The organism is Nonomuraea sp. NPDC050328 (assembly GCF_044459405.1).
Classification (GTDB): domain Bacteria; phylum Actinomycetota; class Actinomycetes; order Streptosporangiales; family Streptosporangiaceae; genus Nonomuraea.
Genome location: NZ_JBITIW010000008.1, coordinates 320,830 through 341,124, shown reverse-complemented (window position 1 = coordinate 341,124; position 20,295 = coordinate 320,830). Strand labels below are relative to the sequence as shown.

Below are 20,295 nucleotides of genomic sequence, written 5' to 3'. Positions count from 1 at the left end.
GATCGACCCCCGCAGCACCCCGCCCCCCGCAATAGGGTGCTTTTGTGACTAATGGCGCATATCTCAGGTACCCCCACCTTCATGGTGACCTGGTCACCTTCGTGGCCGACGACGACGTCTGGGTGGCCCCCCTCGACGGCGGACGCGCCTGGCGGTTCACCGCCGACCGCGTCCAGGTCTCCCACCCGAGGTTCTCGCCCGACGGCGAGCGCATCGCGTGGACCAGCACGCGAGAAGGCGACCCTGAGGTGTTCGCCGCCGCGCTGGACGGCGCCGAGGGCGAGCGGCTGACCCACTGGGGCAACGCGACGACCGGCGTCCGCGGCTGGAGCGAGGACGGCCGCGTCCTGGCGGTCACCGCCGCGGGGGAGGGCGGGCGCAGCCGCGTGTGGGCCTACGCGGTCCCGCTCGACGGGGGACCCGCCGAGCGCCTGCCGTACGGGTGGGTGAGCGACGTCGCGGTCAGCGGCGGCAAGGTCGCGACGATCTCCTCGCTGTGGCGCGAGGCGTCGCAGTGGAAGCGCTACCGGGGCGGTACGGCAGGCAAGATCTGGGTGGACGCGGACGGCGAGGGCGAGTTCACCCGGCTGTTCGCCGACAACCCGGCCCAGCACGCGTCGATCATGTGGGTGGGCGGGCGGATCGCCTTCCTGGCAGACACCGACGGTGTCGGCAACCTCTACTCCGCGCTGCCCGACGGCTCCGACCTGCGCCAGCACACCACGCACACGGAGTTCTACGCGCGGCACGCCGCCACCGACGGGGAGCGCGTGATCTACAGCCACGCGGGCGACCTGTGGCTCACCGACCTGGACGGCGAGCCGTACAAGCTGGACATCAAGCTCGGCGGGCCGCGCCCGGCGCGCGCCAAGCGCCCGGCGCCCGCCCGCGTGGCCGGCTTCGCCCCCGACAAGGGCGGCCGGGCCAGCGTGGTCGAGATCCGCGGCACCGCCCACTGGGTCACCCACCGCGACGGCCCGGCCGGCGTGCTGCGGGCCGAGCCCGGCGTGCGCGTACGGCTGCCGCGCCCGCTCGACAACGAGGGCAAGGCGATCTGGGTCTCCGACGCCGGCGGCGAGGACGCCCTGGAGATCGGCACCCCCGGCGGCGAGATCCGCACCATCGCCGCCGGCGAGCTGGGCCGGGTGCTCGACCTGGCGGTCGCGCCCGACGGCAAGCACGTCGCGGTGACCAGCCACGATGGCCGGCTGCTGGTGGTCGACGTGGAGTCGGGGACCCTGCGCGAGATCGACCGCACCGACTCCGGCGACATCGGCGGCCCGACGTTCTCACCCGACTCGGCGTGGCTTGCCTGGTCCTTCCCGCAGCACGGCTTCTACCTCAGTCAGATCAAGATGGGCCGGACCGACGGTTCGTCGGTGATCGAGGTGACGCCGCTGCGCTTCACCGACAGCTCGCCGGTCTTCACCAAGGACGGCAAGCACCTGGCGTTCCTGTCGGAGCGGACCTTCGACCCGGTGTACGACTCGCACGTGTTCGACCTGTCGTTCCCGCAGAGCTGCAAGCCGTACCTCGTGCCGTTGAAGGCGACCACGCCCTCGCCCTTCGCGCCCTCGCTGGAGGGGCGCGGGTTCAACGGCGAAGACGCCGACAAGTCCGAGAAATCAGGAGATGCGGCCCCGGTCACCGAGGTGGACGTCGAGGGCCTGTCCGCCCGTGTCGTCGCCGTGCCCGTCCCCGCCGGCACCTACAGCAACCTGCGCAGCGCCAAGGACGCCCTGCTCTGGCTCCGCCACCCGCTGCCCAGCCAGCTCGGCGACGGCACCGACCGCCCCGAGCCGGTGCTGGAGCGCTACGACCTCGCCAAGCGCGCCAAGAGCGAGATCGGCAAGGAGATCCGAGCTTTCGAGGTCAGCGGCGACGGCTCCCGGCTGGTCCTGAACGGCAAGTCCGGCCTGCAGACCCGCTCGTCCGGCGACGGCGACGAGGTCGTTCCCATCGACCTCGACCGCGTCAACGTCACCATCGAACCGGTCGCCGAGTGGCGCCAGGCCTACCGCGAGGCCGGCCGGCTCATGCGCGACCACTTCTGGCGCGAGGACATGAACGGCGTCGACTGGGCCGCCGTCCTCGACCGCTACGAGCCGCTCGTCGAACGGATCGGCGCCTACAGCGAGCTGATCGACCTGCTGTGGGAGGTCCAGGGCGAGCTCGCCACCTCCCACGCCTACGCCCGGCCCAACGCCGTCGGCGTCGACCCGCGCCGCCGCCAGGGCCTGCTCGGCGCCGACCTCGCCCGCGACGAGGACGGCACCTGGCGGGTGGCCCGCATCCTGCCCGGCGAGTCCTCCGACCACAAGGCGCGCTCGCCGCTCCTGGAGCCCGGCGTGGCCGTCCGCGAGGGCGACGCCATCGTCGCCGTGGCCGGCCGTCCCGTCGACCCCGTCCGCGGCCCCCTCGCCCTCCTGTCCGGTACGGCGGAGCATCCGGTCGAGCTGACCATCCGCCCGGCCTCCGGCGGCGAGACCCGGCGGGTCGTCGTCACGCCCGTCGCCGACGAGACCGCCCTGCGCTACCACGCCTGGGTGGAGGGTCGCCGCGCCCGCGTCCACGAGCTGTCCGGCGGGCGGCTCGGCTACCTGCACGTGCCGGACATGGTCTCCTCCGGCTGGGCGCAGTTCCACCGCGACCTCCGGACCGAGATGGCCCGCGAGGGCCTCGTCGTCGACCTCCGCGAGAACGGGGGCGGGCACACCTCCGAGCTCGTCCTGGAGAAGCTGTCCCGCCGGGTCACCGGCTGGGTCCGCTCACGCGGCTACGAGCCCATGCGCTACCCCGTCGACTCGCCGCGCGGCGCCATCGTGGCCATCGCCGACGAGTTCGCCGGCTCGGACGGTGACATCGTCAGCTCCGGCATCAAGGCCCGCAAGCTCGGCCCGCTCATCGGCACCCGCACCTGGGGCGGCGTCATCGGCATCGACTCGCGCTACTCCCTGGTGGACGGCACCGTCGTCACCCAGCCCCGGTACTCCCACTGGCTGGAAGGACAGGAGTGGGGGGTGGAGAACTACGGCGTCGACCCGGACCTCGAGGTCGTCACCACCCCGCAGGACCGCGCCGCCGGGCGTGACCCGCAGCTGGACAAGGCGATCGAGCTCGCCCTCGCCGCCCTCACCGACACCCCCGCCGCCACCGCCCCGCCCCTGCCCCCGCTGACCTGACCCCGGAGACGAGAGGAAGGGGCACGGGCACCCGCCCTGCCCCTTCCCGGGTCCTGAGCCCGGCTTGGGGAGCCGCCGCGCCCAGTTCATCCATCCGGTTCGCCGGCCGGAGGCCTTGGGCTCCTGAGCGGACGCGGCCCGTTCTCTAGAACTCCACGGACGAGATCCGCCCGACCAGTTCCTCCAGCACGGGCAACGAGGTGGCGAAGTTGAGCCGCGCGAAGTTCTCCCCGCCGGGCCCGAACTGCTCACCCCCGCTGAGCAGGACCCCCGCCTCCCGCTCCAGCCGCTCGGCCGCCCCCGGCCGCCCGAAGTCGAGCCACGCCAGGTAGGTGGCCTCAGGCACCCGATACCCGACCCCGGCCGGCAACCGCTCGGCCAGCATCCGCCGGTTCCGGTCGAGCAGACCGAGGATCTCGGCCAGCCAGGGCTCCCCGTGCCGCCAGGCCGCGACCGTCGCCTCCACCCCGAACAGGTTCGCCTCGCCGTACAGGAACTTCGGCGCCGACCACACGGCCTTCCGCGTGGCCTCGTGCCCGAAGTGCGCCACCGCGCACCGGACCCCGCCCAGGTTGAACGCCTTGGACGCCGAGGTCAGCGTGATCGTCCGCTCCGGGAGCAGCGTGGCGAACGGGATGTGCCGGTGCGGCTCGTACACCAGGTCGGCGTGGATCTCGTCGGAGATGACCACCAGGTCGTGCCGCTCCGCCGCCTCGGCCAACTCGGTCAGCTCGGCCCGCGTGAACGCCCGTCCGGTCGGGTTGTGCGGGTTGACCAGCAGCAGCACCTTGGCCCGTGCCAGATCCGGTACCTCGAACCGCCACCCGTCCCCGTCCGTGTCCACTTGTGCGGCGATCGGCAGGATGGGGCGGTTCATCTCGGTCAGCGACGCCACGAACGCGTTGTAGGTCGGCGTGTGCACCGCCACCGGATCGCCGGGCTCGGTGATCGTGTGCAGGATGACCTGGAGGGCCTGGTTGAGGTCGCTGAACGCCCTGACCCGGTCCGGGCCCGAGGGCCGCCAGCCGTACTTGCCCTCCGACCGCTCGGCGAACGCCTCGATGAGCGGTGCCGGGGCGTACTGCTCGTCCCAGGTCGGATACCCCAGGTCGGTGACGATCCGCCGTTCCAGGGCCTCCCGGATCACCGGGGCCACCGGGAAGTCCATGTCCGCCACCCAGGCGGGAATCACCCCCGGGCCCGCTTTGGACCACTTAACCCCGTCGCGTAGCGCTTTGAGGTCTTCCGCCCGGAAAGTGTCGTTCACCCTTTCAGTCTAGATCACCCCCTCTTTTCGCCCCAGCCCCGCTTCCTGGCACCGCCTTGGCGGGGCTCGGGGGCTGCTTTGCGGTGAAGAGGTCCGCCTGTACGGGAGCGTGGGCGCGCCTGAACCGGGGCCCGGCCGGCCCGAGCAAGTGGCCGACCATCCAACCCGGCCGGCCCACCGAAGTGACGAGAAGCCCCAGGGCACCGGACGCCTCAGCAGAAGCGGCGGCCAGGCTCAAGGCGCGGCGGCTCAAGCAGCGGGGGCATGAGGCGGCAAGGAACAGGCCAGGGGGCGGGTCTTAGGGGTCGGCAAGTAGCGGGGCACTCAGGGGGCTCAGAAGGTACCGAGGCGCTCACCGGGTGAGGCTCAGGAGGAGAAGGCGAAACGACTGAGGAACCAGGTGGGGGCCGGTCGGCCGCCCGTGTGCGGACGGGGGCCGACCGGTCGGAGGGGGTTTCAGAGGCGGCGAAGCACCGCCACGACCTTGCCCAGGACGCTGGCCTCATCGCCGGGGATCGGGTCGTAGTTGGGGTTGTGCGGGACGAGCCAGACATGCCCGTCCTTGCGCTTGAACGTCTTGACGGTCGCCTCACCGTCGATCATCGCGGCCACGATGTCGCCACTCTCGGCCACCGGCTGCTGCCGTACGACCACCCAGTCGCCGTCGGCGATCGCCGCCTCGATCATCGAGTCACCGCTGACCTGGAGCAGGAAGAGCGTGCCCTCGCCCACGAGCTGCTTGGGCAGGGCGAACACGTCCTCCACGCTCTCCTCGGCCAGGATCGGCCCACCGGCGGCGATCCGGCCGACCAGCGGCACGTACGCCGCCGTCGGGCGGCTCACCGGCGACTCGACCTCGTCGCCGTCCGGATCTACCCACAGCACCGGCTCACCCGGCAGCCGGACCTCCAACGCGCGCGGCCGGTGCGGATCGCGCCGCAGGTAGCCCTTTCGCTGCAAGGCCGTCAGCTGGTGCGACACGCTCGACGTGCTGGTCAGCTGGACCGCCTCGCCGATCTCGCGCATGGAGGGCGGGTACCCGCGCTGCTGCACCGAGTCGCGGATCACCTCCAGGATCTTGCGTTGCCTGGGCGTCAGACCCAGTGAGTCACGCCTGCGCAACGCGAGGTCGCTGACACCGTTGGAGTCATCGTGCTCGCTCATGCCCTGTTCCTCCTCACCGGCAGACCTTCCGGTCCGTGGTTCGTGTGTCGCACACAGCGACGATATCGCCGTTGAAGATCATCCTCAAACAATTGTTCGAGTGTTCCTCGAAAATGTCGGGTCCCTGTGGTAGACCATCGTACGGGAGTTCGATCGACATCGTGTTCGATACGCCGATCTTTGTTCGGCCATTTTCGGTCGTGACGGGGCGGGAGGCCATTCATGCGGACGACCACAATCGCAGAGACCACCGACAATCTCACCTTGATCGCCGACGCCACCCGGGAGCCCCGTCATTCGAACACGCCCCCGCCGCGTCCCCGCCGCCCGGGCACCCCACCCCTCCGCCTCGTCCCGGCGCCCCGCTCGGACACGGGTACGGCGGAGCCTTCCGGTCCCGGGGTTCCGCGCTCCGCGGGAGTCGGTGGGGGAGGGGCGCCGGGGTCGGAGGGTGGCGTACTCGCTCGGGAAGGCCGCCCTGCACGCCGTCCAGCGAGCGGGCTCTGGGGGCGGCCGGGGAGCGGCGACGGCACGGCGCACTCGAGGAGCAGCGCGGGCGGGGGTGAGACGCTCGGTGTCGGTGTCGGTGTCGGTGTCGGTGTCGGTGGGCCAGGTGACCCTCCTGGAGCGGCCGAGGGTGATGGGCCGGCCTCGGAAGTGGCTGCCGAGGCCGTACGTCTGGCGAGCGTCACCGACCTCCAGGCGTTCCGGCAGGTAACTGGGCGGGCCGAGGCTGCGGGATCGTCGGAAGGACGGCGGCCGGCTGAGCAGGTGGCACGCGTGGGGGGCGAGGGGCGTCCGGAATGGGACAGGCCAAGAGTGTTTCCGGCTCGGGGTGGAACGGGAATCCGTCCCGTGGCCGGGGGTAGTACTACGGGGACGAGACGGCGGAGCTCGGGGGAGCGGCCGAAAGGGGGCGTAGTGGTGGCGGTGAAAGGCAACGGCACCCGGACGACACCGTCCGGCACGGGACGCAAGGGCCGGACCAAGGGCCAGACACGGCGACGGGGCGCAGGCCGTGACGCGGCCCCCAGCGTGCCCCACCCTCGCGTGGGCAGCATCGTCCAGGGCGGCCTGTCCGACGACGGCACCGGCGGCGGCACCGGCACTGGCAGCGGTGGCGGTGGCGGTGGCCGTGCCGGGACCGGCCGCGTTGGGACTGGCCGTGCCGGGACAGGCCGTGTTGGAACTGGCCGTGCTGGGGCTGGCGGTGCGGGCGGTACTGGGGTCGGCGCTCGCCGGGCACGTAGGGCTCGCACGTCGTTCCGTCTCACCCGCCGGGGCCGCATCGTGGTGGCCGCGTTGATCGTCCTACTGGCTGTAGCGGGTTACTGGCTGGGCACCCTAGCAAGCTGACGCTCGGTCACTGTCACTCCACTCAAGCTGACGCTCGGCCGCTGCCACCTCCCTCAAGGTGACGCTCGGCCGCCGTCACTTCATTCAATGGGCGCCGCCTACAACCGGCGCCCATTCGTCGTCTCCGACCGCAGGACCTCGGGCTTGGCGGGAGGGCGGGCGCAGAATCCAGGGTCGGGCCGCGGCCGGGTTGGCAGCGTCCCACATGGGCCCGGAGGGGAATCAAGGCGCGGGGCCCCGACGGGGTGGGCGGGATAGGGGCGGCGGGGAGAGCGAGACCCGGGGCCGGCCCGACGGGGGGGCGAGGCGGGGAAGCACGGCAAGCCCAGGGAAAGCGGCTGAGGCGTGGGGCGGGGCGTCAGCCAAGGCGGCCTGAGGCGTGGGGCGGGGAGTCCGCCAAGGCGGGCTGTGGCGTGGCGCGGGGAAGTCGGTCAAGGCGGGCTGAGGTATGGCGCGGCGAAGTCGGGGCCAGGTGGGCTGAAGAGGAGAGTCCGACCGGCTGGGGACCAGGGCTGAGAGGGCGGCGGAGGGCGGGAATTCCCTGGTAGCCAGGAGTGTTTCCGCAGGTCGGGAGCCCCTATACCAGACCCGCCCACCCCCCGGAACCCGGCAGAATCCCATCCTCGGAACACCCGCACCACGCCCCCCACCGGCGACACGCCGACTGATCAGCCACTTCGCTGGGAAGCCGCCCGGCAAGTTGCGATCACGGCCCGGCAGTTCTACGGTTGGACCACAACATCTAGTACTTACACCGATGTAGTTCACCACAAATTGTGTTTCCGTGACCCTGCTTTGGCGACCCTTGAAGGTCGGGAAACGCGTGTGTCAAGGAGGCGTGGCGTGCACTGTCCGTTCTGTCGCCACCCGGACACCAGGGTGATCGACAGTCGCTCCACGGACGACGGGGCCGCCATCCGGCGACGCAGAACCTGTCCGGAGTGCGGGCGGCGGTTCACCACGCAGGAGACGGTCCTGCTGATGGTGAGCAAGAGAAGTGGCGTGACCGAACCGTTCTCGCGGGACAAGGTGGTCGCGGGCGTGCGGCGGGCGTGCCAGGGCAGGCCGGTGGGCGAGGACTCGCTGGCGCAGCTCGGGCAGCAGGTCGAGGAGGCCATCCGGGCGAAGGGCGTGGCCGAGATCCCGTCCAACGAGGTGGGCCTGGCGATCCTCGGCCCGCTGCGGGAGCTGGACGAGGTGGCGTATTTGCGGTTCGCGTCGGTCTACCGGGGTTTCGAGAGCCTGGCGGACTTTGAAGCGGAGATCGAACAGTTGAAGGCGGAGAAGGGGGACAAGCAATGACGGAGACGGTGTCATCGCGCAAGCGCAGCAAGGGCCTGAAGATGAAGAGGATCTTCACCAAGCCGGGCGTGCACCCGTATGACGAGATCACCTGGGAGCGCCGGGACGTCGTGATGACGAACTGGCGCGACGGCTCGATCAACTTCGAGCAGCGTGGTGTGGAGTTCCCCGACTTCTGGTCGGTCAACGCGGCCAACATCGTGACGACCAAGTACTTCCGGGGCGCGGTCGGCACCCCGCAGCGTGAGTGGTCGCTCAAGCAGCTCGTGGACCGCGTGGTCGGCATGTACACCCGGACCGGTGTCGAGAACGGCTACTTCGCCTCCGACGAGGACGCCGAGATCTTCGACCACGAGCTGAAGCACGCGCTGGTCCACCAGATCTTCGCCTACAACTCGCCCGTGTGGTTCAACGTCGGCACCAAGTCGCCACAGCAGGTCAGCGCCTGTTTCATCCTGTCGGTGGACGACACCATGGAGTCGATCCTCGACTGGTACAAGGAAGAGGGCGTGATCTTCAAGGGCGGTTCTGGCGCGGGGGTCAACCTGTCCCGCATCCGCTCGTCCAAGGAGCTGCTGTCCAGCGGCGGTACGGCCAGCGGCCCGGTGTCCTTCATGCGCGGCGCGGACGCGAGCGCGGGCACCATCAAGTCCGGCGGCGCGACTCGCCGGGCGGCCAAGATGGTCGTGCTCGACGTCGACCACCCCGACATCGAGGAGTTCATCGAGACCAAGGCGCGCGAGGAGGACAAGGTCCGCGCGCTGCGTGACGCCGGTTTCGACATGGACCTCGGCGGCAAGGACATCGTCAGCGTCCAGTACCAGAACGCCAACAACTCGGTCCGCGTCTCGGACGAGTTCATGCGCGCGGTGGACGCGGGCGAGAAGTTCGGCCTGCGCGCCCGCCTGACCGGCGAGATCATCGAGACGATCGACGCCAAGGACCTCTTCACCAAGATGGCCAAGGCCGCGTGGGAGTGCGCGGACCCGGGCGTGCAGTACGACGACACGATCAACGACTGGCACACGACGCCGGAAACGGGCCGGATCACCGCGTCCAACCCGTGTTCGGAATATGTCCACCTGGACAATTCCTCGTGCAACCTGGCGAGCATCAACCTGCTGAAGTTCCTGAAGGACGACAACTCCTTCGATGTCGCCAATTTCGTGAAGCTGACCGAGCTGATCATCACCTCGATGGACATCTCGATCACTTTCGCCGACTTCCCGACAGAGAAGATCGGCGAGACCACCCGCGCCTACCGCCAGCTCGGCATCGGCTACGCCAACCTCGGCGCGCTGCTGATGGCGACCGGCCACGCCTACGACTCCGACGGCGGCCGCGCGGTCGCCGGGGCGATCACCAGCCTGATGACCGGCGTCTCCTACCGCCGCAGCGCGGAGCTGGCGAGCGTCGTCGGCGCCTACGACGGCTACGCCCGCAACGCCGAGCCGCACAAGCGGGTCATGCGCAAGCACGCCGCCGCCAACGACAACCTGCTGACCATCGGCGGCATGGACGCGAAGATCCACGCCGAGGCGTCGAAGCAGTGGTCGGAGTGCCTCAAGCTCGGCGAGAAGCACGGCTACCGCAACGCGCAGGCCTCGCTGCTGGCCCCGACCGGCACCATCGGCCTGATGATGGACTGCGACACCACCGGCATCGAGCCCGACCTGGCGCTGGTCAAGTTCAAGAAGCTGGTCGGCGGCGGCTCCATGCAGATCGTCAACCAGACCATCCCGCGCGCGCTCAAGCAGCTCGGCTACCAGCAGGAGCAGATCGAGGCGATCGTCGAGTACATCGCCGAGAACGGCCACGTCGTCGACGCTCCCGGCCTGAAGCAGGAGCACTACGAGGTGTTCGACTGCGCCATGGGCGAGCGGGCCATCGCGCCGATGGGCCACGTGCGGATGATGGCCGCCGCGCAGCCGTTCCTGTCCGGTGCGATCTCCAAGACCGTCAACCTCCCCGAGAGCGCGACGATCGAGGACATCGAGCAGGTCTACATGGAGGGATGGCGCCTCGGCCTGAAGGCCCTGGCCGTCTACCGCGACAACTGCAAGGTCGGCCAGCCGCTGTCGGTGGCGGGCAAGAAGACCGAGGAGAAGGCGGAGGACAAGGCCGTCGAGACCGTGGCCGTCGAGCCGCAGGTCAAGGTCGTCGAGATCAACCGCCCGACCCGCCGCCGGATGCCCAACTCGCGGCCCAGCGTGACCACCCGCTTCACCGTGGGCGGCGCCAAGGGCTACATGACCGCCTCGTCCTACCCGGACGACGGCCTGGGCGAGGTCTTCCTCAAGATGTCCAAGCAGGGCTCGACCCTCGCCGGCATCATGGACGCCTTCTCGGTGGCGATCTCGATCGGCCTGCAGTACGGCGTGCCGCTGGAGACCTACGTCAGCAAGTACGTCAACATGCGCTTCGAGCCGGCCGGGATGACCGACGACCCGGACGTGCGCATGGCGGCCTCGGTGATGGACTACATCTTCCGCCGCCTGGCCCTCGACCACCTGCCCTACGACGAGCGGGCGGCGCTCGGCATCTTCTCCGCCGCCGAGCGCGCCGCCCAGCAGCGTGGTGAGGACCCCGCCCCCGTGGTGGACAAGGAGGCGCTCGCCCAGTCCGCGCCGATCGAGGTGAAGCCCAAGCCGGCCGCCGACGCTCCCGCCGAGGCCCAGCCGCCGGTCAAGGAGCTGACGCTGGAGAGCCACGCCCGGTTCGTGGCCGACGCCCCGCTCTGCATGACCTGCGGGACGAAGATGCGCCCCGCCGGTAGCTGCTACGTCTGCGAGGGCTGCGGCTCCACCTCCGGCTGCAGCTAGGAGTCACGACGAGGCGGCTCCGGAACACCACTCCGGGGCCGCTTCTTCGTGTTCGGCGAAAGAAGGAGCGGCCTGCACAGGAGTCGGGCTGGTGGCGGCCTGCTCAGGAGACGGGCTGGACGCGGTCTGTTCCAGGAAGCGGCGCAAGGCCAGGCTGAGCACCCGCGGCTGGTCCTCCGGGATGAGCGTGGCGCTGTCGCCGATCTCCACCAGCCGCCCCTGCGGCAGCAGCGCGGCCAGCCGTACCCCGTGGGAGAACGGCCGGCCCCGGTCCTCGAAGGCCCACACGACCAGGGCGGGCCGGTCGAAGGCCCGCAGCCGCTCGGTGCCCTCGGCCACCGCCCCCGGAGTCGTCGATAGCAGGTAGCTCCGCAGGTCACGCCGGTTCCGCCAGGAGGACCGGAGCGGACGGAACCACCCGTCGGTCACCTGGGCCGGCGCCCGCCGCGACCGCGTCCCGAAGGGTGGCATCCGCCGCAGCCCGCGCAGCCGCAGGGCCTGGAAGAGCAGCCACAACCCGCCGGGCGCCTGCGCGGCCCGGTTGAGCAGCCGGCGCGGCGCACCCCGGTAGGCCTCGCACGACACCAGCACGAGCCGCTCGACGAGGTCGGGCCGCGAGGCGGCCAGGGCGAGCGCGACCGGGCCGTCGTTCTGCACCACGGTGACCGGTCCCACGCCGAGCCGCTCCACGAACTCGGCGACGATCCGCGCCTGCCCGGCCAGGGACAGGTCGGCCCCGGCCCGCATGGGCGTGCGGTGCGAGCCCAGCGGCAGCGTGGGCACGACGCAGCGGTAGCCGTCCCGCAGCGCGGCGACGACGTGCCGCCACAGGGCGCCGTGCACGGCCAGGCCGTGCAGGAACAGGAGCACGGGCCCGTCGCCGCCGGTGTCCTCGTAGTGGATCCTTCCGGCTCGGACGTCGATGAAAGGCATACGCCAGTTCTAGAACGGCGCACTGAACATCCGCTTGATTCTCACTGGGAGGCGATGTCGGCGAGCTGCCGGGAGAGCCCCTCGGCGTCGGAGACGACCCAGTACTCGGCGAACCGGTCGCCCTCGGCCCGCAGGATGTCGTGGCCGCTGAAGGAGATCGGCGTCCCCACCGGAGCCGCCACCCCGGGCAGGCCGCCGCGGTACTTGCCGGCGAAGGTCCACCGGGCGGCGACCAGGTCGCCGTCGACCAGCGGCCCGACGTCGAGGGTGACGACGACGTCGGAGAAGGGCTCGTGGCCCTGCCGGAGCGCCTCGGCCAGGCCGTCCGGCCCGCGCACGTCACCGTGCGGCCAGTGGCCGACGAAGCCGGCCGTGACCAGCTCCTTGGCCAGGGCGAAGTCGCCCTGCCACAGCTCCAGGAGCCAGCGCCGGTAGAGGTGAGCGATGTCCATGCGGGCCACCTTCCCGGCGGGGCCGGGCCTACTCCTGCACTAATCTCCGAAGGCATGAACCTTGCGATCGTCAACGGATATGTCGTGCCCATGGACGGCGACCCCATCGAGGGCGGCACCGTCCTGATCGAGGACGGGAAGATCACCGCCGTGGGGAGCGGCCTCGCCGTACCCGAGGGGGTGACCACGGTCGACGCCGGCGGTCAGTGGGTCCTGCCCGGTTTCGTGGAGGCGCACGGGCACATCGGCGTGTACGAGGAGGCCGAGGGCTGGGCGGGGCAGGACACCAACGAGATGACCGACCCCAACGGCGCCCGGCTGCGCGCGCTCGACGGGATCAACCCGGCCGACCTCGGCTTCCAGGACGCCCTGTCCGGCGGCGTGACCACCGCCGTGATCAAGCCGGGCTCCGGCAACCCGATCGGCGGCCAGACCGTCGCGGTGAAGTGCTGGGGGCGCACGGTCGACGAGATGCTGGTCCGCCAGCCGGTGAGCGTGAAGAGCGCGCTGGGGGAGAACCCCAAGCGGGTCTACGGCGACCAGAAGAAGCTGCCCTCCACCCGGCTGGGCGTGGCAACGGTGATCCGCGACGCCTTCCGCCGCGCGCAGGACTACAAGGCCGACACCGACCGCAAGGAACGCGACGCCACGCTGGAGATCCTGGTCAAGGTGCTGGACGGCGAGCTGCCCTGGTGCCAGCACGCGCACCGGGCCGACGACATCGCCACCGCGCTGCGCCTGGCCGACGAGTTCGGCTACAAGGTGATCATCAACCACGGCACCGAGGGTCACCTGCTCGCCGACGAGCTCGCCGCCCGGAACATCCCGGTGATCATCGGCCCGCTCTTCACCTCGCGGTCCAAGGTCGAGCTGCGCAACCGCTCGCTGCGCAACCCCGGCATCCTGGCCCGTGCGGGCGTCGAGCTGGCGATCACCACCGACCACCCGGTGGTGCCGATCCACTTCCTGGTGCACCAGGCGACGCTGGCGGTCAAGGAGGGCCTCGACCGCGAGACCGCGCTCAAGGCGCTCACCGTCAACCCCGCCCGGATCATGGGGCTCGACGACCGGGTCGGCGCGCTCAAGCCGGGCCTGGACGGCGACGTGGTCATCTGGTCGGGCGACCCGCTCGACGTCTTCAGCCGGGCGATGCGCGTCTTCGTCAACGGGCGCGAGGTCTACGCCTACGGTCCCGACGGCGGCACGGTGACCGACCCTTACTACCGCGAGGTGCGCTGACGTCAACTCACCTGCAAGCTTCCGGCTGCATAGTGAGGGGATGACCACTCTGGGACACCGCCCCCCTGTCCTGCCGCCGCGCCCGGCGCGCGGGCTGATCGTCGCGCTGGTGCTGTCGAGCGTCTGCGTCCTGCTGGTGCTGGGCATCTTCCTGTTCAGCGGCGGCACCCTCGGGTTCGGCCTTGCGCTGGTGCTGGCCGTCGCGCCGCTGCCGGTGCTGCTGGCCGCCGTGCTCGCGCTCGACCGGCTGGAGCCGGAACCGCGGCTGAATCTGGTGTACGCCTTCACCTGGGGCGGCGGGGTGGCGGTGGTCCTGACGCTGGTCATCCAGAGCATGGGCGAGGCGGCCATCTCCGGCACGGTGGACCAGTCCGTCCTCGACGGGCTGGGCACCGTGGTCTTCGCGCCGGTGATCGAGGAGGCGCTGAAGGGCTCGGTGCTGATCCCGCTCCTGCTGCGGCGGCGCCGGGAGATCCACGGGCTGACCGACGGCATCATCTACGCCTCGATGGCCGGGCTCGGCTTCGGCGCGGTGGAGAACGTCGGCTACTACGTCATGAACTACACCGAGAACGGCGCGGGCGCCGCCGCGGGCCTGTTCGTCTTCCGCGGGCTGATCGCCCCGCTGGGCCACCCGGTCTACACCTCGATGATCGGCCTGGGCGTCGCCTACGCCGTCACCCGGCGCGGGCCGGGTCGGTTCGCCGCCGTGCCGCTCGGCTACCTGGCCGCCGTCCTGCTGCACGGCATGTGGAACGGCATGGCCACGCTCGGCTCGCTGCCCGGCCTGGCGGCCGTCTACCTCGTCCTGATGGGCCTGATCGGCCTGCTGATCGCCATCACCGTGCGCGAGCGCCGCCGGCTGGTGGCCCGGATGGGCCCGGTGCTGGCCGGCTACCTGCCCACCGGCCTGGTCACCCCGCAGGACATCACCATGCTCGGCTCCCTGCCCGCGCGGCGCGACGCGCGCCGCTGGGCCAAGCGCACGGGGTACGGCAGGGCGATGGCCGACTACCAGCAGGCCGCCACCGAACTGGTGCTGGTGCACGAACGCGCCGAACGGGAGGGCATGCACCCGGCCGAGTTCGTCGCCGAGCGTGACGCCCTGCTGCACCTGATGGCCGGCGCCCGCCGCTGGTGAGGGGGGCGGCGTCAAGCGCTCCTCCGTCGATGGTCAAGAATGGGCAATCCCGACAGAGAGGGTTTTTCCATGACGTGGACGGAGATCCAGTCCGAGGCCGAACTCCGCGAGCTGCTCGGCGAGGTCATGCCCCGCGCCGCGACGAAGGAGCGGACGCGGTTGCACGAGCGGGACCGGGAGTGGCTGGCCCTGTCGCCGTTCTGCATCCTCGCCACCTCGGACGCGGCGGGCAACTGCGACGCCTCGCCCAAGGGCGACCCGGCCGGGTTCACCCACGTCCTCGACGACACCACGATCGCCATCCCCGACCGCCCGGGCAACCGCCGCGCGGACGGCTGGCTCAACGTCCTGGCCAACCCGCACGTCGGGCTGCTCTACCTGATCCCCGGCCGCTCGGAGACCCTGCGCATCAACGGCCGGGCCAAGCTGGTGCGCGAGGCGCCGTTCTTCGACGAGATGATCGTCAAGGGTCACCGCCCGCACCTGACCCTGGTCGTGGAGATCGAGCAGATCTTCTTCCACTGCGCCAAGGCGTTCCTGCGCTCCTCGCTCTGGAAGCCCGAGACCTGGGACGCCGGCGCGCTGCCCTCGCACGCCAAGCTGGTCAAGGAGATCCAGAAGGTCCCCGAGTCGGTGGAGGACCTGGAGCGCTACTACGCCCCGGAGAACTACGAGGTCAAGCTCTACCGCGCCTAGGCGGCCGGAGCCGGTCCGTCGGGGAACGGGATGACGTTGCGACCGCTGTAAGCGTGCAGGTCGACGACCTTGGGGTCGGGAGCGGCAGGCTTGTGGCGGTCGGCGGACCTGATGTCACGAACCTTGTGGCGCGCGACGCGCGGTGGTACCACCACCAGCCTCTTCATCCTGAACCCCCGACGTGATGTATTTGTGACAAGAGTCTATCTACCGGACTACTTGTAGGTTCAGCGTAAACCAGCGACCAGTGTGACTTCCGGTCGGGTTACCCGTCAGTACGGCAAGCTCTTGCCGGACGGCGTTCTGAGGTCGAGGTCGGCGGGGCGGATGGGGCGCTTCTTGACCGGGGTTTTGGCGATCCTGATGCGTCTCATGATGGGCAACCTAGTAAGCCTGGGCCGATCGCTCAACGTATTTCTACGACTACGCCGACAAATCTCCGGATCGTTGTTACCCGATCGCCGGACGGCCGACGGCTCGCCGCAGGACGAGGCCCCGATGCTGGGCCTCATGAAGAAGACCGTCACCCTGCTGTCGCTGTCCGGCGTCCTGCTCGCCGGAGGTCTCCCCTTGACCGCCACCCCGGCCGCCGCCTCGGCGTGCGCCTTCGACCCGAACAAGGTCGAGTACGCCGACGACGCCAGGATCGCGCGCAAGCAGCACGCCTACTACTGCCTCCACCGCCTCATCTCCGCCCGGGGCGCGCTGACCGCCAAGGGCGCCGCCTGGTTCGACCTGCGCAACGGCACCACTCCACCGGCCCGCACCGACAGGGCCGCCGAGCGGCAGCTTCGCGGCTACCGCGACCTCGGGCTCTGGAACCCGAACCGGATCGAGTACGCCGACGCCCCGAGGCCCGCGTTGCGGCAGTTCAAGTCCTGGTTCAAGAAGGGCTACATCAGCCCGGAGGGCGCCTGGACGAAGAAGGGCAAGGCCCGCTTCGCCTGAGTTTCCGGCATGATCGACCCCATGCCGTTGATCCTGGTCTGCGCCGCATGGGGAGTGTTCTGGGGATCGTGGGGCGCGCTGCTGCCGGCGATCCGCGAGCAGATCGAGACCGGCTCGGCGGGGCTGGGCCCGGCGCTCGCCGTGGTCCCGCTCGGCGCGATCCCGGCCATGGCGCTGGCCGGCCGGCTCGCCCGGGGGCGCGAGCGGACCGGGCTGGCGCTGTCGTCGGCGGCCTTCGCGCTCAGCATCCTGCTCATCGCGACCGCGCGCAGCCCGCTGGCCCTCGGCGCCTGCCTGCTGCTGGTGGGCGCGACCAGCGGCGCCCTCGACGTCACCCTCAACCAGGCCACCGGCCGGGCCGAGCGAGACACCGGCAAGCGGCTCTTCCAGCCGGTGCACGCCGCCTTCCCGGTCGCGGTGATCGCCGCGGCCCCGGCCACCGGGCTCGCCCGCGAACTGGGGCTGAGCACCTTCACCGTGCTCGCGGTGATCGCCGTGATCGTGCTGGCCGCCACCGCGTCGCTGCTGTTCCTGCCGATGCCGAGCGGCCCGGCCGCGCCCAGGCCCGACGGCGCGGCCAACCCCTGGCGGGCCGGGTTCGTGCTCGGCGCGTTGGCCGCGTGCGTGCTCATCATCGAGAACTCGGTCGAGCAGTGGTCGGTGCTGCTGCTGGAGGACCACCGCGGCGCCTCGGCCCTGCTGGCCAGCATCGCGCCCGCCGCCTACATGGGCGCGCTCACCCTGGGCCGGCTGCTCGTCCAGGCCATGCCGAGGCTGCGGCTGCGCACCCTCTACCTGGTGTCGGCGCTCGGCGGCGGCACGGGCATCGTGCTGGCCGGGCTGGCGACGCAGCCGTGGCCGGCCATCGCCGGGTTCACCCTCACCGGGCTCGCCTTCGGGCCGGTCGTCCCGGCCATCCTCAGCCGCGCGGCGGCCGACGACCCCCGGGGGGCGCTGGTCTCGGCGGTGTCGGTGATCTCCTACACCGGCTTCATCGTCAGCCCGCTGCTGGTGGCCGGGCTCTCGCTGCGGGTCGGCCTGCCGTACGCGCTGGCGTTGCTGGGATTGTTTGCCCTGCCCCTGGGCTTTCGCTGGCTCGCCGAGGGTATCTCGGTCCGGAAAGGGAGGACCTGATGGCTGTCTGCGAGACCTGCGGAAACGACTACGACCTGAGCTTCGAGGTGCACGCCCAAGGGGCGGTCCACACCTTCGACTCCTTCCAGTGCGCGATCCAGGCGATGGCCCCGATCTGCGAGCACTGCGGGACGAGGGTGATCGGCCACGGGGTGCAGGTCGACCTCGACTGGTACTGCTGTGCCCATTGCGCGCGGGCGGCGGGCTCAAGTGCCATCGTCGACCGGGTTCCCGCCCAGGCTTCGGCATAGCACACTGACGACGTGGCCGATTTTGACATCCTTGTCGTAGGTTCGGGGCCCGGTGGGCAGAAGGCGGCCATCGCCGCCGCCAAGCTGGAGAAACGCGTCGCGCTCGTCGAGCGGCGGAACATGATCGGCGGCGTCTGCATCAACACGGGCACCATCCCGTCGAAGACGCTGCGCGAGGCGGTCCTCTATCTCACCGGGCTCAACCAGCGCGAGATGTACGGCCAGAGCTACCGCGTCAAGGACGAGGTCACCGTCGCCGACCTGGGCATCCGCACCCAGCACGTGATCGGCCGCGAGGTGGACGTGATCCGCTCGCAGCTCTCGCGCAACCACGTCGCGGTGCTGACCGGCTCGGCCCGCTTCGTCGACCAGCACACCATGGACGTCCTCGACGAGTCCGGCCGCGACGCCAAGGTGACCGCCGAGAAGATCATCCTGGCCACCGGCACCCGGCCGGCCCGGCCGGACTCGGTGGAGTTCGACGAAGAGACGATCATCGACAGCGACGGCATCCTGAACCTGCCGGAGGTGCCCGACTCGCTGGTCGTGGTGGGCGCGGGCGTGATCGGCATCGAGTACGCCTCGATGTTCGCCGCCCTGGGCACCAAGGTCACCGTGGTCGAGCGCCGCGAGCGCATGCTGGACTTCTGCGACCTGGAGATCGTCGAGGCGCTGAAGTACCACCTGCGCGACCTGGCGGTCACCTTCCGCTTCGGCGAGAGCGTCGCCGCCGTCGAGAAGCGGCCCCGCGGCGCGATCACCTTGCTGGAGAGCGGCAAGAAGATCCCCGCCGAGACCGTCATGTACTCCGCGGGCCGCCACGGCATGACCGACGACCTGGCCCTGGAGGCCGCCGGGCTGGCCTCGGACGAGCGCGGCCGGATTAAGGTCGACGCCTTCTACCGTACGGCGGTGCCGCACATCTACGCGGTGGGCGACGTGATCGGCTTCCCGTCGCTGGCCGCCACCTCGATGGAGCAGGGGCGCATCGCCGCGCACCACGCCTGCGACGAGCCGCTGCCCGCGCTGTCGATGCTGCAGCCGATCGGCATCTACACCATCCCGGAGATCTCCTTCATCGGGCAGACCGAGGACGAGCTGACCCGCTCGCACGTGCCGTTCGAGGTCGGCATCTCGCGCTACCGAGAGCTGGCCCGCGGGCAGATCATCGGCGACACCTACGGCATGCTCAAGCTGCTGGTCTCGCCGGAGGACCGCTCGCTGCTGGGCGTGCACGTCTTCGGCACCGGCGCCACCGAGCTGCTGCACATCGGCCAGGCCGTGATGGGCTGCGGCGGCACCATCGACTACCTGGTCGACGCCGTGTTCAACTACCCGACGCTGGCCGAGTCGTACAAGGTCGCCGCCCTCGACGCGATGAACAAGCTCCGCCGGGTCGCCCGTTTCGAGCTGTAGCTCGAAAAATAGGAAAATATCCCTACGTATGAGCCCAGCAAGCTGACTACCCTGCTGCCCCGTGCACATCTCAAGCGCGGCGCGCTGGTTGCCCGCCTACGTCCTGCTCGCCTTCATCTGGGGCAACAGCTTCTTCTTCATCAAGAACCTGGTCGGCGTCCTGCACCCGCTCCAGGTCTCCTTCGGCCGGATGGTGGTCGGCGCCGCCGTGCTGCTGGCCGCGCTGGCCGTGGCCCGGCTGCGCCTGCCGCGTGACCCTTCGCTGTGGGGTCACTTCCAGGTCGTCTCCGTCGTCGCCACGACCATCCCCTTCACCCTCTTCGCGTACGGCGAGCAGTACGTCTCCTCGATCGTCGCCTCGATCTGGAACGCCACCACCCCGCTGTGCACCCTCGCCTTCACCCTGCTGCTGCGCAGCGAGAAGGCCACCGCGGGCCGCGCCCTGGGCCTCGGTCTCGGGTTCGCCGGCGTGATGGTCGTGCTCGGCGTCTGGCAGCCGCTCGACGGCGGCCAGCTCCAGGGCAGCCTGGCCTGCTTCGGCGCCGCGGCCAGCTACGGCATCGGCGGCGCGTACATGGGCCGCTTCCTGGTCGGCCGGCGCCCGGAGCCGACGATGGTGCTGGCGGCGGGCCAGTTGCTCAGCGGCACGGTCCAGCTCCTGGTGATCACGCTGATCGCCGGGGTGCCGCTGGTGAACACCGACGTGCCCGCGCTCACCTGGTGGAACCTGCTGGCGCTGGGCGGGCTCGGCACCGGCGTCGCCTACCTGCTGCTCTACTGGATCCAGGCGCGGGCCGGGGTGACCACGACCTCGACGGTCACCTACACCTTCCCGGCGGTCGCCGCGCTGTCCGGCGTGGTGGTGCTGGGGGAGAGCCTGACCTGGAACCAGCCGGTGGGCGCCGTGATCATCCTGGTCGCCATCGCGATCACCCAGCGGGCGGCGGCCAAGCAGCGCGCCGCCGCCGCACTCGCCGAGCCCGTCTGACGCC

Annotated in this window: 16 protein-coding genes; 11 read left to right on the top strand and 5 right to left on the bottom strand. The window is 70.7% G+C overall.

Features of this window, described 5'->3' with window-relative positions:
- Positions 1-44: 44 nt before the first annotated feature.
- Positions 45-3,182 (top strand): PDZ domain-containing protein, encoded by a 3,138-nt coding sequence (locus ACIBG7_RS29100; protein WP_357922033.1) that lies wholly within the window; start codon positions 45-47, stop codon positions 3,180-3,182.
- A gap of 145 nt (positions 3,183-3,327) precedes the next feature.
- On the opposite strand, the gene ACIBG7_RS29095 is transcribed toward ACIBG7_RS29100, so the two are convergent.
- Positions 3,328-4,350, bottom strand: coding sequence for a MalY/PatB family protein (locus ACIBG7_RS29095; RefSeq protein WP_397338291.1), 1,023 nt, complete (start codon positions 4,348-4,350; stop codon positions 3,328-3,330).
- Between the two features lie 555 nt (positions 4,351-4,905).
- On the bottom strand, positions 4,906-5,613 hold the full coding sequence (gene lexA / locus ACIBG7_RS29090; RefSeq protein WP_357922028.1) for a transcriptional repressor LexA: 708 nt from the start codon (positions 5,611-5,613) through the stop codon (positions 4,906-4,908).
- Positions 5,614-7,812: 2,199 nt separating this feature from the next.
- Between lexA and nrdR the strand changes: the two genes are divergently transcribed.
- Positions 7,813-8,271 (top strand): transcriptional regulator NrdR, encoded by a 459-nt coding sequence (nrdR, locus tag ACIBG7_RS29085; protein ID WP_357922025.1) that lies wholly within the window; start codon positions 7,813-7,815, stop codon positions 8,269-8,271.
- Complete coding sequence (locus ACIBG7_RS29080) at positions 8,268-11,093, top strand: vitamin B12-dependent ribonucleotide reductase (RefSeq protein WP_357922022.1); 2,826 nt, start codon at positions 8,268-8,270, stop codon at positions 11,091-11,093. Before nrdR ends, ACIBG7_RS29080 begins: the two co-directional genes overlap by 4 nt.
- A 3-nt stretch (positions 11,094-11,096) precedes the next feature.
- Here the strand turns inward: ACIBG7_RS29080 and ACIBG7_RS29075 are convergent, their stop codons facing one another.
- A complete protein-coding gene (locus ACIBG7_RS29075; protein WP_397338290.1) occupies positions 11,097-12,026 on the bottom strand; it encodes an alpha/beta fold hydrolase in 930 nt (309 codons plus the stop codon).
- Positions 12,027-12,067: 41 nt separating this feature from the next.
- Entirely contained in the window at positions 12,068-12,478 is a 411-nt protein-coding gene (locus ACIBG7_RS29070; RefSeq protein ID WP_397338289.1) for an ester cyclase, read from the bottom strand.
- Between the two features lie 54 nt (positions 12,479-12,532).
- Here ACIBG7_RS29070 and ACIBG7_RS29065 point away from each other — a divergent pair, with 54 nt between their 5' ends.
- The 3 genes from ACIBG7_RS29065 (at position 12,533) to ACIBG7_RS29055 (ending at position 15,554) form a co-directional block, all read left to right on the top strand.
- Positions 12,533-13,717, top strand: a complete 1,185-nt coding sequence (locus ACIBG7_RS29065) for an amidohydrolase (RefSeq protein ID WP_397338288.1) — start codon at positions 12,533-12,535, stop codon at positions 13,715-13,717.
- A gap of 40 nt (positions 13,718-13,757) precedes the next feature.
- A complete protein-coding gene (locus ACIBG7_RS29060; protein ID WP_397338287.1) occupies positions 13,758-14,858 on the top strand; it encodes a PrsW family intramembrane metalloprotease in 1,101 nt (366 codons plus the stop codon).
- A 69-nt stretch (positions 14,859-14,927) separates the two neighbouring features.
- Positions 14,928-15,554, top strand: a complete 627-nt coding sequence (locus ACIBG7_RS29055; protein ID WP_397338286.1) for a pyridoxamine 5'-phosphate oxidase family protein — start codon at positions 14,928-14,930, stop codon at positions 15,552-15,554.
- Here ACIBG7_RS29055 and ACIBG7_RS29050 read toward each other — a convergent pair.
- Positions 15,551-15,709: a hypothetical protein gene (locus ACIBG7_RS29050; protein WP_397338285.1), complete on the bottom strand. Its 159-nt coding sequence runs from the start codon at positions 15,707-15,709 to the stop codon at positions 15,551-15,553. The genes ACIBG7_RS29055 and ACIBG7_RS29050 overlap by 4 nt on opposite strands.
- A gap of 355 nt (positions 15,710-16,064) precedes the next feature.
- On the opposite strand from ACIBG7_RS29050, the gene ACIBG7_RS29045 reads away from it, so the two are divergent.
- The 5 genes from ACIBG7_RS29045 to ACIBG7_RS29025 all read left to right on the top strand — a co-directional run bounded on the left by ACIBG7_RS29045 (position 16,065) and on the right by ACIBG7_RS29025 (position 20,291).
- Positions 16,065-16,502, top strand: a complete 438-nt coding sequence (locus ACIBG7_RS29045) for a hypothetical protein (protein ID WP_397338284.1) — start codon at positions 16,065-16,067, stop codon at positions 16,500-16,502.
- Between the two features lie 21 nt (positions 16,503-16,523).
- Positions 16,524-17,636 (top strand): MFS transporter, encoded by a 1,113-nt coding sequence (locus tag ACIBG7_RS29040; RefSeq protein WP_357922001.1) that lies wholly within the window; start codon positions 16,524-16,526, stop codon positions 17,634-17,636.
- Positions 17,636-17,887 (top strand): hypothetical protein, encoded by a 252-nt coding sequence (locus ACIBG7_RS29035; RefSeq protein WP_357921998.1) that lies wholly within the window; start codon positions 17,636-17,638, stop codon positions 17,885-17,887. Before ACIBG7_RS29040 ends, ACIBG7_RS29035 begins: the two co-directional genes overlap by 1 nt.
- A gap of 12 nt (positions 17,888-17,899) precedes the next feature.
- Positions 17,900-19,303, top strand: coding sequence for a Si-specific NAD(P)(+) transhydrogenase (gene sthA, locus ACIBG7_RS29030; RefSeq protein WP_357921995.1), 1,404 nt, complete (start codon positions 17,900-17,902; stop codon positions 19,301-19,303).
- Positions 19,304-19,364: 61 nt separating this feature from the next.
- Positions 19,365-20,291 (top strand): DMT family transporter, encoded by a 927-nt coding sequence (locus ACIBG7_RS29025; RefSeq protein ID WP_357921992.1) that lies wholly within the window; start codon positions 19,365-19,367, stop codon positions 20,289-20,291.
- The last annotated feature ends 4 nt before the right edge of the window (positions 20,292-20,295 follow it).

Bases quoted from the DNA above. Each gene is read 5' to 3' on its own strand.
- ACIBG7_RS29095 (WP_397338291.1), bottom strand. From the start codon at position 4,350: ATGGACTTCCCGGTGGCCCCGGTGATCCGGGAGGCCCTGGAACGGCGG.
- ACIBG7_RS29055 (WP_397338286.1), top strand. From the start codon at position 14,928: ATGACGTGGACGGAGATCCAGTCCGAGGCCGAACTCCGCGAGCTGCTC.
- ACIBG7_RS29070 (WP_397338289.1), bottom strand. From the start codon at position 12,478: ATGGACATCGCTCACCTCTACCGGCGCTGGCTCCTGGAGCTGTGGCAG.
- ACIBG7_RS29040 (WP_357922001.1), top strand. From the start codon at position 16,524: ATGCCGTTGATCCTGGTCTGCGCCGCATGGGGAGTGTTCTGGGGATCG.
- lexA (WP_357922028.1), bottom strand. From the start codon at position 5,613: ATGAGCGAGCACGATGACTCCAACGGTGTCAGCGACCTCGCGTTGCGC.
- ACIBG7_RS29080 (WP_357922022.1), top strand. From the start codon at position 8,268: ATGACGGAGACGGTGTCATCGCGCAAGCGCAGCAAGGGCCTGAAGATG.
- ACIBG7_RS29065 (WP_397338288.1), top strand. From the start codon at position 12,533: ATGAACCTTGCGATCGTCAACGGATATGTCGTGCCCATGGACGGCGAC.
- ACIBG7_RS29035 (WP_357921998.1), top strand. From the start codon at position 17,636: ATGGCTGTCTGCGAGACCTGCGGAAACGACTACGACCTGAGCTTCGAG.
- ACIBG7_RS29060 (WP_397338287.1), top strand. From the start codon at position 13,758: ATGACCACTCTGGGACACCGCCCCCCTGTCCTGCCGCCGCGCCCGGCG.
- ACIBG7_RS29075 (WP_397338290.1), bottom strand. From the start codon at position 12,026: ATGCCTTTCATCGACGTCCGAGCCGGAAGGATCCACTACGAGGACACC.
- ACIBG7_RS29045 (WP_397338284.1), top strand. From the start codon at position 16,065: ATGAAGAAGACCGTCACCCTGCTGTCGCTGTCCGGCGTCCTGCTCGCC.